The following is an 18,577-nucleotide window of genomic DNA, read 5'->3' as shown; positions in this document are numbered from 1 at the left end:
TCATTTACCGTTGTATTTTATTAAAAATCTTCAGCAGATTTTTAAAAATTTAGTGTCAAACATTTTATTGTCAATTTTTACCTTTATTTTCGATTGTCAATTCGGCATTGTCGATTTTCGGTCAATATTTCAATTTTAAATCTGATATTGCTCATTTTCAATTAAACGAAAATTTAAAATTGACAGTTAACAGTCGTGAAATTCTAAGTAAAATATGTTCCGGACTTAAAATTAATAACGAACTTTGGTTGATATGAGTATGATTGAATTATTAACCTAAAACTATAAAAAATGGAAACACAGACAAGACGGATTTTCCCCGTAATAACAAAAAAATTGATTATTTGGACAATTGTTGGTATTCTCGCTATGATCTTTGTATTAAGATCTTGCACTATTGTTCCTGCGGGCAACGTAAAGGTCGTTGACTTTATGGGTAGTGTCAGTAAGCGGCCTCTTGAACCAGGACCCAGATTAACCAATCCCCTGGCGAACAGGATTACTATGGACACAAGGGTTATTGAGGTTAAAGAACATATGGAAACCCCTACATCAGAAGGTCTTACCGCGACAGTTGACATATCTCTTCTTTTTAGTTTGTTGCCGGGTGGTGCTCCCGGAATGTATAAAGAATATGGGACAAATTGGGTTGAAAAGATCGTGCTTCCAAACTTGAGAAGTGCGACTCGTGATGTTATTTCAAATTACAAGAGTGAAGACCTTTACAGTAAGAGCCGTACTACTATCGCATCTGATATTTCTAGCAAGCTTGAAAAACAGTTTTTATCAAGAAATATTATGTTGGATAACAAGGATGGCAGAGAGTCCGTTTTATTAAGAGATCTTCAGCTTCCCGCTGAAGTAAAAGCAGCTATCGAGCGTAAAATAAAAGAAAAACAGGCATCAGAACAAATGGAATTTACCCTTCTGAAAGAAACCCAGGAGTCCGAACGTAAAAGGATTGAGGCGAGAGGTATCGCAGACGCTCAGAAGATTATCGCAGAAAGCCTTACGACACCTTATCTGCAATGGAGATTCACTGCGGTTATGGAAAAAGCAGCGGAAGGTCCAAGTGCAACATTTTGGGTACCTTATGGACAGAATCTAATTCCGATGGTTAATTTGGACAAGAAGTAATCAACAGAAGGAGTAGTTTAATTACGCGATTGTCAATTTACGTTCTTAAATATTACCTTAGTTTAAAATTACTTTCCTTATTAAATGACCCATATTCGTTGAAAGGTCCAGTAAATATATCCCGGGTTTACAACCCAAGTACTCAATGCGCTTGCTGTAGGATGAGGTTTTGTAAATACTGTGATTAAATATTTTATTTCCATGCAAATCAAAGATGGTAACTGTCACGGGTGTTTTTACATTGAACTCGGCTTCCACCATGAAGCAACCGTCTGAAGGATTGGGAAAAATTCTGAGTTGTTTCAGATGAGGAATATCATTGAGGCCTGTAGTCTGACTTATCTCAAACCAGTTGATATTGTACTCGCCTGCAACTGAAAACAATCTGAGTGTATGATTCCCTTGTGGAAGATTTATTTTATAAACCTGGGTTGTCCACGACTGCCAACCTCCAGTTGCGCTGAAATTTACGGTTTGAAGCGGAGTAAACGTACCTCCGTTTCCCAATCTTACAGATACACTTCCGTTTGCGTATTGTGAGGCTACCCGAAACCTGAAATCATATTCACCGGCTTCCGGGATATAAATGTTATAATCCAGAAAATCTCCGTTATTGGCAAAGCCGACATTTTTCCCTCCATTTACATCCGTGCAATCCTCTAACTGGAAACCATGATTCACATTAAAATCTTCTGCCTGAATCATAGCCGGAAGGATAAAGAGTCGGGGTAAGCTGTTTTTTATTGGCTTGTCAGAAAAGATCTCTAAAGTTTGATTGTTGCTGATTACCGAATTTCCGGTGTATGAAATTGTTACCGTTTGTCCGTAGCTGATTTCATTTTTAAGTTGGATTATAATTTGTTGGTTGTTTTCAGAATGAATTTCAACGGTAGTTATTTCATGCAAGTTTCCATTTACCCGAACCTCAAAATCAGAGACCGTTGCATTGAATGTTGTTATTTGTTTATTAAGCGTCAATACGATAGTAGTTCCTGCAACATTTGTTGAACCTGAAATGAAGTTAAATGGAACCATATTTACATGCAATGGATTGATGAATTGAAAGAAACTAACATTTGAACCTCCTTTGTCGAAATGAAATCTTATTTTATTTACGCCGGAGGTAATGATCACATTTGCTATGCTTGACGAAATCCATGTTTGCCAGCCACCTGTAACCGGCAGCTGGTGTTGGGAGCAAACATCCGTGCCATTCAGTTCAAGACGCACTATTGCCGGGTTTGATTCAGATGCGGATCTGAAAAGCACCTGATAGGCAGCAGCACTGTCACTATAAACAGTGTATTGAAGCCATTCATTATCCTGTGTCCATCCAACATCATAACCATTGCCGGAAGGATGACTGTCGTCACACTTTTCAATATCAACGCCATCATTGCGGTATGACCATCCCTGGTTCCAATTGGTAAATATATTGGTATTCAAATGGTAGTTAGCCGTGTCAGTATCCCAGTAAGCAAACGAGCATTTCCCAAGGTCATAGTTTGCCAAATTGATTGGGTTATCAATAAGATGTGTTTTAAATGGGATGGTAGTATTGCTGTGTGGCTGGCGCAGCATGGCGTCAATCACATCGCGCTGTACAGAACAATTCTCAATACGATGGTTATTGGCCCAATCGAGTACGGCACTAAAAGCCTGAGCAGCAGTCATTGAGGGTGAACCAGTCTGCCAGTAGGAGATCAGATTGTTATATTGTTGGCTTTCAGGTACCATTAAAACATTATTGATCCCGGCTTTTTTTACCGGCCACCATGACCAGCCGATTTTGTTCTGTTCAGCAAGTTCAATCAGGCCGGCAAACCAGGAATTTGAGTTTTCACCCGTTTCGCCAAGCCAGATCGGGATGTTATGTGTATTGCGGATATTGATCATCCATTGAATGGATTCCTGGGTGTTATAGTTCCAGTATTTGTGAAAACTATAAACGATGTTATTGTCCCAGGGTGGAGTTAAACCGGTGTAATCGTTTGCAAACCAATTGCCTTCAATGATAATCATATGGTTTTGATCCACTTCGCGGATGGCATTCGTTATATTGATATATGTTTGTCTCAGCAGGGTGCCTCCGGGCAGTTCCCAATTGGGCTCGTTGATCAGGTCGTACCCTCCGATCCAGGGTTCCCCGGCATACCGTTCAGCAAGCTTCCTCCACAATGCCGAAGTTTTACGCCGGTTTTCCTCACTTTCCCACAAAGAAGGCTTTGTCGGGTCGTAATCTGAAATATTCCTGTCATGCCCCTGTCCTCCAGGTGCACCATGAAGGTCAAGAATCAGGTACATTTCATTGTCACCACACCAGTCGAGCAAGCTGTCGATGCGTACAAATCCCATTTCAAACCAGGTGTCTTGTCCGGTTACCGGCTCAGATTCTATGGGTAAAGTAAACCATTTATAATGCATGGCAACCCTGACACTGTTGAATCCCCATACTTTCATGGAATCTACGTCTCTGCGGGTGAAATGATTATTCAACCAGTTTTCATAAAAAATATCGGTGTTTTGTTCTCCGATCGTTTCTATCAGTTTATTACGAATCTGGGTATGCGTTCCTGCAAAATCAGCCGTTTTCATCATGTATCCTTCCATGAGAAGCCAGTTTCCTGTTCCAATACCTCTTAAAAGCACTTCATTGCCATTGGCATCGAAAATGTATTTTCCGTTGGTATGCAAAAATCCCTGAGCCTGTAATCCTGGTATGGCTATTAAAAAGCTGATTATCATGCTGAATATCAATTTCTTCATATTATGATAGTTTATCAAATCCCGACACAAATGACTGCAGGTTCTTTGCTCTGATTTCTTATGCATTTTTGTATAAATTTACATTTAAAATCCTTATATTTACATCATAATTAATTAGTTTTAGTGGAATTACGCAGTAATTCACTTTAAATGAATATATTTAGAACGAGGCATTTCTTACTTTTACTGTTACACATCGTTGCAATTCCTCTCCTTCAGGCGCAGACTGACGCCTGGGAAAGAATTAATCCCAGACCTGTTGAGAGTTCATTGAATGATATCAGCTTGTTACCAGATAACCGCATTGTTGCCGTCGGTTCAAATGCTACGGTGGTTTACTCCGATAACTTTGGCGCCGACTGGGAAATCATTTACACTCCTGATAACATTTCAAGAGGCGTTGGATTTACCCGCGTAGATTTTGCCGATGAATTGCATGGGATGGCGGTTGGGACTTATTTTTCGATTATAAGAACCGATGATGGGGGCGTGACCTGGTCAGACATTTCACCTGGCGCCCAGTATTATTATTATGACTATAAAGATGTGTGCTTCCGAAATCCATCAAACTGCTATATCACAGGTGACGAAAACAATAGCTTTTTGTTGCATTCTTCTGATGGTGGAGAATCTTGGGATACTGCGTTTCAAACCACCGGTGGAATGTTTAACCAGGTGCAGTTCGTGGATGAAAATACTGGATTTCTAAGTGGTGGAGAAGGAAACTACTTTTTTAAAAGCACCAACGGGGGTGAAAATTGGGGGTTGATAGAGGTCGATCCGGGAATCGAAGAACTGAGAGTGGGTACTATTTATTTTACGGGCAAAGATACTGGATTTATTGATGGTGCAGTGGGCGGAACGAATTGGTATAGTATCTTATTAAAGACAATTGATGGGGGACTGTCCTGGCACGAAGTAATTACCGATTATTGGGGCGCGAGCAAATTCTTCTTTATTAACCAGGACACGGGATTAACGATCTGTGGTTCTCCCTGGTACAGCAATTTTGTATCGAAAACCACCGATGGTGGTGAATCCTGGGAATTAATATCAGATGACATGGGAACTTGGTCATTTCAAGGATTATGTATGAATACCGAAGGCGATGGATTAATTGTGGGATCTTACGGGCAGATATACAGAAGTGAAGATTTCGGAAGCAGCTGGGAGGCAGTATACACTAACGCCTGCCTGGGATTTTCAATCACCAAAACATTTATAACCGGAGATAGTACAATTCTTGCCAATATATACACCAGCCTCGGGGTTCCGAACAACCATGCCATGAAATCCCTTGACCGGGGAGCCACCTGGTCGGTAGCTCCGGAATATCCTGATGGTATATCTTCTATATCCTTCGTCAATGATTCTGTCGCATTTTATGTCGATGGCACCGAGGGAATTTATAAATCAACCGACAATGGAAATTCATGGAATTTTTATGATTTGGAAGTTTCTGAATTTCAGACCTTATCCATAGATTTCGTCAATGACCAGACCGGCTTTGCTGCAGGATCAGGAGAAGGTTATGGAATTACAATGTACCGCACCCAGGACCAGGGTGAAACCTGGATAGAGGTTTTTTCAAATGTATTTATTACGGTCGATAATATGTTGCCGTATGAAATTGAATTTAAGGATGATTCCGTCGGGTTTATTGTAGGGGAAATTGGAAATGGCAATGAATGCAATATCATTGTTACATACGACAGAGGCAATACCTGGGAGATTGATACCCTTCCTTATACCCATAGTTTTGACGGTATTCAGTTTTTAAATCCTGATACAGGGTTTCTTTACGGATACGGGAACGTCCTGAAGACAATAAATGGCGGGCAGGACTGGTTCCATGTTACCGTAAATACTGAAGATGCCCTGAATGTAAAAAATATGAGTTTTCCCACATCTCAAACAGGATATGCAATCAATGGGTCATCAAGCCTTCTGAGTATCTTAAAAACTGTCGATGGCGGTGACACCTGGAATTGTCTGAGTGCGCCAACATCATCTACCCTGAATGTAATTAATTTTTTTACAGAAGAAGAAGGCCTTATCTTTGGAAATAATGGTTTAATCTTCAGAACCCAGACAGGAGGAATGGTAAACGTTGCTGAACCCCCAATAAATTCGACACAGGAATCCGGGTGGAAATGCAGTCCAAATCCTTTCTCAAATAACATCAATATCATCTCTTCTTTAGATATATCTCATGACATTTTAATCAGGATCTTTGATTTCACCGGGCGGCCTATAAAATATTATTCAGGTTCATCAGCTATAGCAGATGAAACGTTTTTCATCTGGGACGGAAAGGATGATCATGGTAATAAAGTGTCATCTGGTATTTATATCATCTGTATCAATCATAATTCATCCCAGGAAACTCTGAAAATCCTCAAATTCTGAATGAACATATGCTAAGCCAAACCAAGACGATCATAGGAGGCTTTTTTGTACAATTTCAAAAAGAATTTAATCTTGTTAGGTTAATTCCCCGCCCCTTGGGGCAAAAGTATTCTAACTGACGGGTTAACCCGTCAGTTAAACAGATACCCCGCTGCTTGCGGCGGGGAGTTTCATTTATGAATTTTTAGACTATTGATTATCAATTGTATATATAATTGTTCTGGCCCAGGTGGGCCTGACGGTTCCTATGGAAAAAGGCAAGAAATCGAATAGATAATCGCCTGATTTATCATTATCTACTCTCTAAATCGTAACCGGGAACTTTAGCACCAGCGGTCCATTTACGGCTTTGATCACCAAAAGGTAGATTCCTGGGTTTAATTGATGCGGCAGGATGTTTTCCATTTTCTTTTCCAGTTGAAAGGTCATGATGCGTTGGCCTGCCAGATTAATGATCTCTGCCTGTGCAGGAAGCCATTCAGGCTGGTTGCAGCGGATATGCAACCGGTGATTTTTCTCAAACAGGCTGATCTCCGGCAAAGTAGCCTGAGAATCACCGAAACCTGCCGATTCAAGTGTACTGCTTGTAATATCCTGCCAATAATTGATTGCCTCTTCAGATACAGTCACTGAAATCTCCGGAAATCCGCTGACATTGACTGTGAGATTAAGCTGGCATTCGGATCTGTTTTTGTAAGTGACACTTTCTATATGAATCCCTTCCGGAGCATTATTTATCCTGAAATAGTCTTTCTGTAATTCATCATCCCTAAAATAATCACTGTATAAAACGAAATTGATTTTGTTGGCTTCAGCAGAAATGCCTGCCTCCGGATGGAGGATTGTTCCCGGGAAGTTATTATCCATCCAGCCGAGGCGGTTAAACAAGAAATCTTCAAAATAATCGACTTCATCTGCATAGGTGTTGCCATACCAGTTATAATTTGGCCATACATACTGTCCAAGTATTGGCCAACGCTGATAATTCCGGTCTTTTGCCGCTTCGATATGCATAAGGACGGAATCAATCAGAGCTTGTATGCCGGCGTCGCTCAGTTGATTTTGCCGAACCCATGTCCACCTTGTTTTTGCCAGGTCCCTGAAATAAGGATCTTCCATCAGCCTTTTCCACCAGAACATGATGCTGTAATCATGAGGCTCGACCATAAGATACAGCCAGCCGGTGTAATCAATTCCAGGAGCCCAGTAATCTACATTGCCATAACCAAGATCGAAATCCCAGGCAGGACCTGCGTAAAGCTTGCCGCCATCGCTATCTTTCTCCTTGTAAAAATACGTGCTGTACCTGTACTTATCCACTTCCTTCGATATCTCGCTCAATAACATAAAATCGACAAATGAGAGCACATCGAAATATTGTTGATAGCCGATATAAGGATTTGCAAAGAAGTATATGCTGAGCGTATTTTCAGCGGTGGTGATAAATTCTTTTATATACGTTCTCTGCTGGTCTGCTATTTCATCGGGCTCGGGATAGTAATATTGAAAAGTAATATCCATTGCATTCGGATAAGAAGGCACCGGATTTGACTTCCATCCGTCAATACCATAAGTGAAGTCCAAATCGAGTTTATCAACCTTGATGATATACCCGCCGGTCAGATCGTCACCGGAAATCTCATCCGGTTTTAAAGTGGCAATATCAACACGGTCGTCATCTTGCTTGATCTTTTCCATCAAGGTATAAACGCCTTTATAATCATTGTTTAGAACAAGTTCGCAAAAAACCGAGCGTGAGCAGTAATTGCCCATCATGCGACCTATTTCGAAGGATACGACATTGCGCAACATGGATTTATCGGAATACGGTGCATACAGCACCCAGTCATTTTCCGAAGGCATGCCCAGAAGCGGGACATTGAGGTTTTCGCCGGCACTGTCAAGGGTTTCAAAGGCAAAGGACTTTTTGGGGAACATCTGGGACGACTGGCCCCTGATTTCTATGCCAATAGCGCCGTCGTAATCCGTAAACGGATCGTTCAGGTTATTAGGTACGTCCGGCCCGTTGTCAATAATACCCATGTGAGCGGTAATCTTAGGATCGTCGGGAATCGGAACGCCGAAAGTATTGATCACGACAACGGGAAGATTGGACTCGAGTTCAAGCGGTCCGGGAATTTCACCAATTTCTTTCAGGACATCGTCAATATACCAGTCAATTCCGGGAGTCGTGCCCTCAAAATCAGGGAATATCACCATTTTAATAAGATCATTGTAAACAAGGCCTGAGAAATCATACTCCAGATCGGTCCATTGGCCGGGCACCGGTGTCTTAACTATCTCTTGCCAGAAGCTGTTGTTATAATTCTCAAATTTCAGTGTGACATTTCCACCGGATAGAGGAGCGAGAACCTTGATCCGGTAACGAGGATCGACATCGAAATTGACCGGCTCCGCCATGTCATAAATCATATAATCATACGGTCCTTCTCCGGTAATAAATTTAAAACAATGCTCAGATGCATTGACTTCATCCGGAGCAGGATTTACAACAACCTCAAAACCAGGAGTTGAAACGTACCAGTTTTGAGTGATGCCATCCCAGTTGGAAATGGTGTCGTAGGTCTGGCCATTTGAAGGGATGCACAAAAGCATCACAAAACCGAAGACCAATAATAACTGAAGTTGAATTAAAAGATATTTCATTCCCTTTTTACCTGGTAATCATGATTTCCGGATTTTGAATCACAAAATTACGTTTAAAACCAGTATCGGGACTGTTTAATTAATTACGCGATTGTCAATTCGGCATTGTCAATGTTCGAAAATTGACAATACCCGAAAATCGACAACCGACAATTGACAATCGTCCAACGTCCATGAAAGCCATACTGAATCCGGGAAGACTTCAGTTGATGACTTTCCCTTCATTTTTTTGTTCCACAACCTGCTCCACTGCCTGATGGGCAACATCCTTTTGCTGCCGGCAGTTTTTTCGCGGTGGCAACCAAAGTTGTTGTGTTGACATCATCGTTAAAAGTCCCTGTGATCTGTCCTTTTGAATTGATTACAAAGGTTTGCGGCGATGTAAGGGCCGGATCAATTTTCATTTCCGCGATAAAAGCTTTTTCCTTTTGATCATCCAAATCGAGGGCAATGAGTTTGGTATTGTTTTGCATTTCGATACAAGCCTGAGCACAGGTATTCATGACCTCATTTTTCTCAGTCATATTTTTCCTGCTGACTACAAGGAATACCGATTTCCCGGTACTTAAAGCTTTCATGACGTCTGCTTTGACCGGCGAAGGGATTACATTTACCAGCAAGTCAGCAGTAGCCTGGTATGATGTAAATCCCCCGGTGACCACGCCATTACTTGCGATAACAAGGATCAGTGGCAGAGGAGCCCCGGAGACACCATATTTAACAACCAGATCTTTATTGGCAGCATCTGACCTGTTCATCTGGATTACCTCGGATTTAAGATACTGTGCATGCGCCTGGTTGGCGATATCAAGTGCTTTTTGGGTATTTGCATTTCCGGGATCAGTAATTACCAGAAAGACAATTAGCCCTGATTTATTTGCACTTTCAATGGCTTCCTGTGCAGTACTTGCAATAAGATTGATGCTTGTAAGGAGCACAAAGGTAAAAATGGTTAATAATTTCATAATCAATAATTTAAAGTTTTATAATATTTAACAATTCGTTTTGTAACAATAATTCACTTCATTCAGAAAATCCGTGATAAACGCTTTTAATTTATTTATCCCTTCCGGATTCAGACAATAATTCACTTTAACTCCGGAAGTGTGGCCTTGAATTAAGCCGACTTTTTTCAGTTCATCAAGATGTTGATTGACAGTACTTCTACTCAGCGGTATCTCTTCTGAAATGTCACCAGAGATGCAAGTCTTGGTTTCAGCCAGGTACTCTAATATCTGAAGCCTTGCCGGATGTGACAATGCATTAAACATTTCAGCCATTGCTGTAAGCCTGGGTTCGAATAAATGGGTTTTCGGCGAGCTCATAATAAGTCTGTATAACGCAAATATACGTCATATTTAGAAAAAACTCTTAAAAAAAACCTGCTGTTTCTAATTTATAGGAATTATAAATAGTAAACATATTTTCTGAATCCACGGATCAGGCAACAAGTACAGTTTCCTTTACTTTGTGCTCTGATAATTGGCCATCCTGCAAATGAATTTTAACGTTACCATAGGCGGCGGCAATCGGGCTGTGAGTTACCAATATAACGGTTATGCCTTGTGCCTGATTAATTTTTTTCAGATAACCAAGAATTTCCAAAGACAAAGCAGGATCCAGATTCCCTGTCGGTTCGTCGGCTAATATTATTGATGGGTGATGAACCAAGGCCCTGGCAATAGCCACCCGTTGTTGTTGACCAGTTGATAATTCCCTTGGTAAGTGGGTTATACGATCTTCCAATCCTACAAACTTCAACACTTCAGTTGCCCTCTTCTCCTGCTCTTTCTTTTCAATTTTTTCCAAAGCTAAGGGAACCATTACGTTTTGAATGGTTGTTAAATAAGGGATAAGCGCAAAATTTTGCATGATGAAGCCGACATGTTTTTGGCGTATGGCGGCCAATTCACTGTCTGAAGCATCGCTGATTTGCTGACCGTTAAAGAATATCTTTCCCGATGTAGGTTTGATCAAACCGAACAACGACAGCAATAACGTACTTTTTCCCGAACCGGAAGGACCTGTTATGGTTACAAAACTGCCCTTCTCCACAGCAAAGGTTATATCGTTCAACGCATAGACCAGACCATCGTTGTGTTTATATTGTTTAGTGAGGTTTTCAACTTTAATAATCATTTGTCAGGCCTCCTGTAAGTTAGTATGTGGATCAATTTTTGCTGCCATGTAAGAAGGAATTATGGTCCCTGCCAACGAAATCATTACCGATAAAATCATCGACCATAATAAATACATATATACCGGCTGGACTAATATTCCTGCCAGGTATGGCCCTAAAATAACACCGGCTAATGTGCCAAGAATATAGCCGGTAAGACCACCGCTAATGCCTAAGAATATGGCCTTCAATAAAAATAACTGATATACAGTACTTTTTGAAGCTCCTATCATGCGCAGGATTCCGATTTCTTTTTTCCGTTCATTCACATTGGCCCACATAAAGTTACCCATTGAAACGCTGCCCACAAAAAAAATAATGATGAGGAAAACCAGGGACACTTTGTTCATCAATTGATTGGTCTCAATTTGCGTGGAAACAATCTGGCTGATGGTGGTAATTCTCGTATCCGGAAGAATGTTGCGAAGCTTTCCAAGTAGCCCGTCCGAAATAGCATTACAGCATCCCATGATTTCGATGGCACTGATCTGGTCAGGGATACCTAATAAGTCCTGAACGACCGTCAAGTGAGCAAATACACGGTCGTCGTCAACAGTGCCCGTTTCAGGCAGAATTTTTGCCACATTAAATTCTCTTCCGGAAATAGTCAATTTCGAATTTTCTGAAAGGTTTAATTTAGTGGCTACCTGAGATCCTACCAGGCAATCAGACTGTTGCAAAGTGTCAACTCCTTTTCGCTGTAATTTTTCATCTTTATATCCGAGGGATTGATTAGCTGAAGGTGCACAGGCTGCAATAATTTCATCGCCTGCCAGCCCAACACCCTGCCAGAGTGGTTTCGATGCAATTTCACTTTTAGGTAAAATTCCCGTCAATACGATACTATTTTCTCCAATTTTTACCCGGCGGGTCAACTTAGGCGACAAGTTATCCACACCCTGAATGGTAGATGTCAGAATCCTTTCCACGTATTCCATCGGGATAGTCGGTGCATCTATATCTGATGTATAATAATCATCGATGCTGCCTCCTTGAGGCAATACCAGTATGTTTGCACCCAGGTTGTCGAGTTTTTTTGCCACATTTTCTTTCGAAACCTTTGACACACTTTGTATGGCAACAATGACAGCAATACCAAGGGTAATGGCTAAAACACCACTAATGAGCTGTGATTTGCGGTTGAGCAACTCCAACCAAACGATTTTGTAAATATTCATAGAATATTATGTTTTAATGATCTCAGTTTGAATGAATTTTAAATATTTCAATTTTCATGCTCTTTCTTAAAAATCATGACACAAATATACGTCATGGTTTTTAGTGTTACGTAAAAATACGTCATATTTGTTTTCATTCTAAACAGGGTATTATATTCCTTTCAGTCTTTGGCAAATTGATCAAAGAATTTTGGTATCCAGATTGATTATTTTCCAACTGTTTCATTCCTGTTAATTGTAAACAAAATGATTCCTGGTATTATTTGCAATTTTAACCAATGTGAGCATTACAGGCACTTCAACCAGAACACCTACTACAGTTACAAGGGTAGCTCCCGAGTTAAGCCCAAAAAGAACAATAGCCACAGCTACAGACAATTCAAAGAAGTTGCTGGCCCCTATCATGGCTGCAGGTGCAGCAATGTTATGCGGCAGTTTCCATTTTTTAGCCCAGGTGTAAGCGATATAAAAAATTAAAAACGTTTGAATGATAAGCGGAACGGCAATTAATACGATGTTGAAAGGACTTTTAAGAATTTTTTCGCCCTGGAATGAAAAAATAATGATGAGGGTCAGTAATAAGCCGGTAATAGTAGTGCTGGTGAATTTCTTCAAAAATACATTCTCAAAATATTCCAATCCTTTACGTTTGACAAGAATCCTCCGGGTAAGCATGGCAAACACTAAAGGAATAACGACGAAAAGAACGACAGAAAGGATAAGCGTTTTCCAGGGGATAGCAATTCCGCTAACCCCTAAAAGAAAGGTAACAATCGGGATAAAGGCCACAAGAATTATCAAATCGTTAATCGCAACCTGCACCAATGTATAGGCCGGATTGCCCTTAGTAAGGTGGCTCCAGACAAACACCATAGCAGTGCAGGGTGCTGCACCCAAAAGCACTGCTCCGGCGAGGTATTCTTTCGCCAATTCGGAAGGGATAAACATTTTGAAAATGACGTAGAAAAATAACCATGCGATTCCGAACATGGTGAACGGTTTGATTAACCAATTCACCACCACTGTGACTGTAAGTCCTTTGGGCATTTTAACTGCGTCGACTATGCTTGCAAAGTCAATCTTAAGCATCATAGGGAAAATCATGACCCAAATTAGAATAGCTATAGGGATAGATACGTTCGTATATTCGAACTTGTTTAATGTTTCCGGGATGACAGGGAGAAGCTGTCCCAATGCAATTCCGGCTATGATACAAATAGCAACCCACAATGAGAGGTATCTGTCAAAAAAGGAAATTCCTTGTATTTTGCTCATATCATTTTATTTAATTTCTAACGACGCAAATATACGTCGTATTATTAAATAACGTAAAAATACGTCATATTTATTTTCATTCTAAACAGGGATTTAATGCATCGCTATTTAATTCTTTCTCTCCTTTTCAACTGACAAACACATGACCCGCTTAAACGATTTGTCTTATCAAGTGTAACGGGTAATCCATCCCTTTCCCAATCGACTATTCCGCCAGACAAGTGAAGGATATTCCTGAATCCCTTTTCCTGTAAAAAAATCGCGGTTTCCTTGCTTCGCAGTCCCACGGCATCAGCGATTACCAGGATAACTTCCTCAGGGAGTTCGCCATAACACTCTTTAATCTCTTCATAAGGAAAATAAAGCACCCGTTCGAGATCAAACAGGCTTGTCAGCTCGTATTCCGGTCGGACGTCAAGCAGGATCCCTTCTTCCCGGCAGATCTCCATACATTCCCTGCCAGAAATGTGTCTCAGGCCATTGATCACGAAACCGTATTTTTCTGTTTGAATGGGCATAATATGATGATTTCAACTGTATACTTCATTCAACAATTTACTCTTTTCGATTCTTCAGATCGCTCCATAAATCAATCCGGTTATGGTCGACATAATTACAACCAGGATCACATAAACTATCGTCTTTTGAGTTCCAATTACACCGCGTATTACCAGCATACTGGGTAAAGACATTGATGGTCCTGAAAGCAAAAGTGCCAGCGCCGGGCCTTTACCCATACCTGAACCTATCAATCCTTGTACTATAGGGACTTCAGTTAATGTGGCAAAATACATAAATGCCCCTACGATTGATGCAAACAGGTTTGAGAAAATCGAATTACCACCTACCATCCATTGTATCCATTCATTGGGAATCACACCGGCGATCGTTTTTCCGTCATGGGTCGATCCCAGCAGGAATCCTGCGACAACTATGCCTATCGCCAGTAAAGGCAAAATTTGTTTGGCAAAATCCCAGGTTGACATCGTCCACTCCTTATTTTCATCATCTCGTTTGTCTAAAATAGTTATGATGCTCAAAGATATGATACCCACAACCATTGGGATAAGCGGACTTAGTTTTGGGTTCCCGATCAAATTGGAAGCAAGTAAGGCTGAGACGATTGTTGCGACTGCAGCAACTAAGACCCATTGCCATTTGATCTTTAAAATAGCAATTAGTGAATAACCTAATAATAAACTGAAAAAGCCGGTAATATACCACTTATAAGCCCAAATGTAATACCAAACACTTGTCGTATCATCGTTTGCCGGGCTTCCCCAATTTGCAAAGACCAGAATCAAAACCAGGGTAAAAAAGTGAAATGAGGTTTGCCACATTGGACGCTTTTCGGGTTCCAGCGGAATATTCAACTGGTTTTCCCGCTTTACATTTTCTTCTTTATGATAAATTAATGACATGATGACGCCAATGATCACGCTGAAAGAAACAGCTCCAATTGTCCGGGCTAAGCCCATTTCGAACCCTAAAATCCTTGCAGTTAAAATAATAGCCAGAATATTGATGGCAGGGCCGGAATAAAGAAAAGCAATAGCTGGCCCTAAACCTGCACCTCTTTTATGAATGCTTGAAAACAAGGGCAATATGGTACAACTGCAAACGGCGAGTATGGTGCCCGATAATGCGGCTACAGTATAAGCCAGCCACTTTTTCGCATTGGCGCCGAAATAACGTAATACCGAACCCTGACTGACAAAAACCGAGATAACGCCTGCAATAAATAATGCAGGTAATAAGCAAAGGATAAAATGTTCCCGGGCATACCATTTCACAAGGTCGAATGTGGCATCAACCGCGGTATTAAACCTTACACTTTCAATCGGCAGAAAAAACGCTAGTCCAAAAATGACGATGATCCAAAACAGTATTTTAATTTCTTTCTTCCATTCCATAATTTAATGATCTATTGTTCGTAAAATTACGAACTATTAAGGCAAAAAAATTAAAAATATACGATGATGATGTAATAAATGCCCACCCCGATGAATACCACGGCAATTACCCTGCGGAACCAGACCTCGAAGACCTTGATGCGTTTGTACATGGTTCCCACGCCCGATACGCTGTAGGCCAGAAGCCAGGCGAACAGGATCACCGGGATACCGGTAGCGATGGCGAAAACAACAGGCAGCAGCAGTCCGGACGGGCTGCTGAGGGTCATGGGGATCAGCATGCCGAAATACAACACGCCGCTGTAAGGACAAAATGCCAGGGCAAACAGCATGCCTAGCAGCAGAACGTCCCAGTAACCGCGGACACCCCGGTTTTCATAGCGGTCGGTCAGTTTGTTCAGGAAACCAAAATTCAGTTTGATAATGCCAAGCATGAATATCCCGATCAATACCAGCACCGGGCCGATGATTTTCTCTCCATAAAACTGGAAAAAGCCTGAGATTTTAAACTGGCTGGCCCCAAAGAAAAGTATAAGGGCTATGCCGAAATAAGAAATCGCCCGCCCTGCCGTATATACCAGTCCGTTGATGAAAATCCTGTTCCGGTTCCCGATGTCTTTGCCGATATAACCGATGGCAGTGATATTCGTAGCAAGCGGACAGGGGCTGATGGCAGTCAACAGCCCCAGGATTATAGCCGATAAGATTGGCACCTGCGTGCTGTCAAGCCATCCGGTAAGAAGTTCTTCCATTACAACAGCGGGTCGATGGAAGTCTTAAATTTTTCCTGCAATTTCTCCGGGTTGGTGCGGGCATAAGTGAAACCATCACCGGTCAGGTCAATTTTCTTATCCCCTTTTACTATCAGCAAAGTTTGCCCCGATACCTGGAGCCTTTTGGCGAGAGGCTCATTGATTTCTTCTTCAAGGTTTAAGGATTGAAAAGTGATCTGTCCCGATTCCATCTGTTTGGGATAGAGCTTTTTTAAAGCCGCTTCTGATTCAGCCTCTACAGCAAGGCAGGTAGAACAACGACGGCTCATATGGAAATAATAAACCTCGATGACCTGATCTGCCGAAACCTTAAAGTTGGCATTCTGGTCCCCGGTTTGGGCATAACTGTTGGCCCCGGTACCGGCCATTAAGATTACAAGAATAAAAATAATTTTTTTCATACTATTGGTCATAAAGTGGTCATTAAATAGTCATAAAGTTGTCAACTGTCCAATTGTCTAACTGCCGACTGGTCATTGGTTCTTTGTAATGATTTCTTTCACTTGCGAAACGGACAGGATATGGCCTGAACTGACGACTTTTTCATTGATCACCAGGCCGGGGGTTCTCATGATGCCATAATTCATGATGTCGACGATATCCTCAACCTTGGTAATATTGGCCTGGATATTCATTTCCGATATAGCCTCCCGGACGCTTTTTTCCAATGCTTTGCACTTCGTGCATCCTATTCCTAATACTTTTATTTCCATTTTATTGTTTATTGGTTATTCGTTATTGGGTAGTGGTTATTGTTTCACCGTTTCACCGTTTCACTGTCCATTCGTAAAAGTACGAACAATAATAAGAAAAAATATTATATCTGCCAGAAATCTTTAAATAATTCCTGAGCAATTTTCCAATTTCCACGATGAAGGCAGTATTTAACCTTTGGTGCTTCGATCTCACCCTGGATCAGGCCGGCATCCTTCAGTTCCTTCAAATGCTGGGATAAGGTCGATTTGGCTATCGGCAGGATTTCCGACAGGTCCCCGCTATAGCAGCAGGATTGCCTGGAAAGGAGTTCCAGGACATAGATCCGCACCGGGTGCCCCATGGCTTTGGCAAAGCGGGCTATTTTCAATTGATCCCCGCTAAATGCCTCGTCTTCTTTTTTGATCAAAGGAATATTTATTTTTTTCATTCTTTCCCCAACTTAAACCTTAACCTTAAACCTTAAGACTACTTTAGTAGCGGTATGCTATGGCATTGATATTCATGCCTGCGCCAACGGAAGCAAACAGGATCAGATCTCCTTTCCGGAGGAGGTGGTAACGTTCTTCGCCTTGTCCTTTTCGCACCTGGTCATATAGCGTGGGAATTGTTGCCACGGAGCTATTGCCCAGTTTATGGATGCTCATGGGTGTGATATCTGCCGGCACCTCTTTGATCTTAAACATACGGTAAAACCTCTTGATGATCTCAAAGTCCATCTTTTCATTGGCCTGATGGATGAAGATCTTTTTAACTTCATGAATATCGGCACCAGTTCTTTCCAGGCAGGTTTTCATAGCCTGGGGCACATAGGTTAAAGCAAATTCATAGATCTTCTTACCATACATCTTCAGATACCGGACTTTCGGGTCCGTGTCTTCATTATTACTTGGGCCAAGGTAAAGATAATAAGCTTCATCCTTGCTGTAAGAAGCTGCAACAGAAGATAAAATCCCTTCTTTTTTCTCACCTTCGACAAATTCAAGGACACAAGCCCCGGCCCCATCGGCATAGATCATCGAATCCCGGTCGTGCAAGTCAACAACCCTTGATAAAGTTTCCGAGCCTATAACAAGACATTTTTTCGCCATGCCGGTCCGCATAAAAGCTTCTGCCTGTATGATGCCCTGTATCCATCCCGGGCAGCCGAAGAGGATATCATAGGCAACGCAATAAGGGTTTTCTATCCCCAGGTTGTGCTTTATCCGTGCAGCCAGGCTGGGCACGGTATCTGTCTGGATGCTATGTTTCCTGACATCCCCGAAATTGTGAGCTACAATCAACTGGTCAAGCTCTTCTTTATTGATCCCGGCATCCGTTATGGCACGAAATGCTGCTTTAGTTCCAATATCAGAGGAAACCAGCTCATCGGTGACATAACGCCGTTCAGCAATACCAGTTATAGCCTGGAATTTTTCTGCAATTTCTTCATGAACGGTTTCGAAAGCTTTTCCGTCGGTATCAAAAAACTCAATACCGGAAAAATCTTCATTGGTGACTATTTCGGTTGGAATATAACTTCCGGTACCGGTAATTAAAATGTTTTTGTTCATCTTTAACTAAAGT

At 41.4% G+C, this 18,577-nt stretch carries 16 protein-coding genes; 2 read left to right on the top strand and 14 right to left on the bottom strand.

The window, feature by feature from the left end:
- Positions 1-291 precede the first annotated feature (291 nt).
- Positions 292-1,137 carry a prohibitin family protein gene (locus M0Q51_00990; GenBank protein ID MCK9398554.1) on the top strand — a complete coding sequence of 282 codons (846 nt, stop codon included), beginning with the start codon at positions 292-294 and terminating at the stop codon, positions 1,135-1,137.
- Positions 1,138-1,194: 57 nt separating this feature from the next.
- Here M0Q51_00990 and M0Q51_00985 read toward each other — a convergent pair whose 3' ends face one another.
- Positions 1,195-3,903 carry a carbohydrate-binding protein gene (locus M0Q51_00985; GenBank protein MCK9398553.1) on the bottom strand — a complete coding sequence of 903 codons (2,709 nt, stop codon included), beginning with the start codon at positions 3,901-3,903 and terminating at the stop codon, positions 1,195-1,197.
- Between the two features lie 150 nt (positions 3,904-4,053).
- On the opposite strand from M0Q51_00985, the gene M0Q51_00980 reads away from it, so the two are divergent.
- On the top strand, positions 4,054-6,312 hold the full coding sequence (locus M0Q51_00980; GenBank protein MCK9398552.1) for a YCF48-related protein: 2,259 nt from the start codon (positions 4,054-4,056) through the stop codon (positions 6,310-6,312).
- Between the two features lie 303 nt (positions 6,313-6,615).
- Here the strand turns inward: M0Q51_00980 and M0Q51_00975 are convergent, their stop codons facing one another.
- The 13 genes from M0Q51_00975 to M0Q51_00915 form a co-directional block, all read right to left on the bottom strand.
- On the bottom strand, positions 6,616-8,979 hold the full coding sequence (locus M0Q51_00975; GenBank protein ID MCK9398551.1) for a CotH kinase family protein: 2,364 nt from the start codon (positions 8,977-8,979) through the stop codon (positions 6,616-6,618).
- Positions 8,980-9,200: 221 nt separating this feature from the next.
- Complete coding sequence (locus M0Q51_00970; protein ID MCK9398550.1) at positions 9,201-9,944, bottom strand: hypothetical protein; 744 nt, start codon at positions 9,942-9,944, stop codon at positions 9,201-9,203.
- A gap of 27 nt (positions 9,945-9,971) precedes the next feature.
- Positions 9,972-10,304: a metalloregulator ArsR/SmtB family transcription factor gene (locus M0Q51_00965; GenBank protein MCK9398549.1), complete on the bottom strand. Its 333-nt coding sequence runs from the start codon at positions 10,302-10,304 to the stop codon at positions 9,972-9,974.
- 115 nt (positions 10,305-10,419) lie between these two features.
- A complete protein-coding gene (locus M0Q51_00960) occupies positions 10,420-11,118 on the bottom strand; it encodes an ABC transporter ATP-binding protein (protein MCK9398548.1) in 699 nt (232 codons plus the stop codon).
- Positions 11,119-11,121: 3 nt separating this feature from the next.
- On the bottom strand, positions 11,122-12,336 hold the full coding sequence (locus M0Q51_00955; protein ID MCK9398547.1) for an ABC transporter permease: 1,215 nt from the start codon (positions 12,334-12,336) through the stop codon (positions 11,122-11,124).
- A 231-nt stretch (positions 12,337-12,567) separates the two neighbouring features.
- Positions 12,568-13,611, bottom strand: a complete 1,044-nt coding sequence (arsB, locus tag M0Q51_00950) for an ACR3 family arsenite efflux transporter (protein MCK9398546.1) — start codon at positions 13,609-13,611, stop codon at positions 12,568-12,570.
- 104 nt (positions 13,612-13,715) lie between these two features.
- Positions 13,716-14,129: a rhodanese-like domain-containing protein gene (locus tag M0Q51_00945; protein MCK9398545.1), complete on the bottom strand. Its 414-nt coding sequence runs from the start codon at positions 14,127-14,129 to the stop codon at positions 13,716-13,718.
- Positions 14,130-14,183: 54 nt separating this feature from the next.
- Complete coding sequence (locus tag M0Q51_00940; GenBank protein ID MCK9398544.1) at positions 14,184-15,524, bottom strand: permease; 1,341 nt, start codon at positions 15,522-15,524, stop codon at positions 14,184-14,186.
- Positions 15,525-15,574: 50 nt separating this feature from the next.
- Positions 15,575-16,276, bottom strand: coding sequence for an aromatic aminobenezylarsenical efflux permease ArsG family transporter (locus tag M0Q51_00935; GenBank protein MCK9398543.1), 702 nt, complete (start codon positions 16,274-16,276; stop codon positions 15,575-15,577).
- Positions 16,276-16,698, bottom strand: a complete 423-nt coding sequence (locus M0Q51_00930) for a nitrophenyl compound nitroreductase subunit ArsF family protein (GenBank protein MCK9398542.1) — start codon at positions 16,696-16,698, stop codon at positions 16,276-16,278. The genes M0Q51_00935 and M0Q51_00930 overlap by 1 nt, the downstream gene beginning before the upstream one ends.
- A 72-nt stretch (positions 16,699-16,770) precedes the next feature.
- Complete coding sequence (locus tag M0Q51_00925; GenBank protein MCK9398541.1) at positions 16,771-17,010, bottom strand: thioredoxin family protein; 240 nt, start codon at positions 17,008-17,010, stop codon at positions 16,771-16,773.
- A 104-nt stretch (positions 17,011-17,114) separates the two neighbouring features.
- Positions 17,115-17,441, bottom strand: a complete 327-nt coding sequence (locus tag M0Q51_00920) for a metalloregulator ArsR/SmtB family transcription factor (GenBank protein MCK9398540.1) — start codon at positions 17,439-17,441, stop codon at positions 17,115-17,117.
- Positions 17,442-17,484: 43 nt separating this feature from the next.
- Positions 17,485-18,564: a ketoacyl-ACP synthase III gene (locus M0Q51_00915; protein ID MCK9398539.1), complete on the bottom strand. Its 1,080-nt coding sequence runs from the start codon at positions 18,562-18,564 to the stop codon at positions 17,485-17,487.
- Positions 18,565-18,577 lie beyond the last annotated feature (13 nt).

It is taken from the genome of Bacteroidales bacterium (genome assembly GCA_023229505.1).
Lineage (GTDB): Bacteria > Bacteroidota > Bacteroidia > Bacteroidales > JAGOPY01 > JAGOPY01.
The sequence above is the reverse complement of the archived record's forward strand: the minus strand, read 5'-3'. Positions and strand labels throughout refer to the sequence as shown.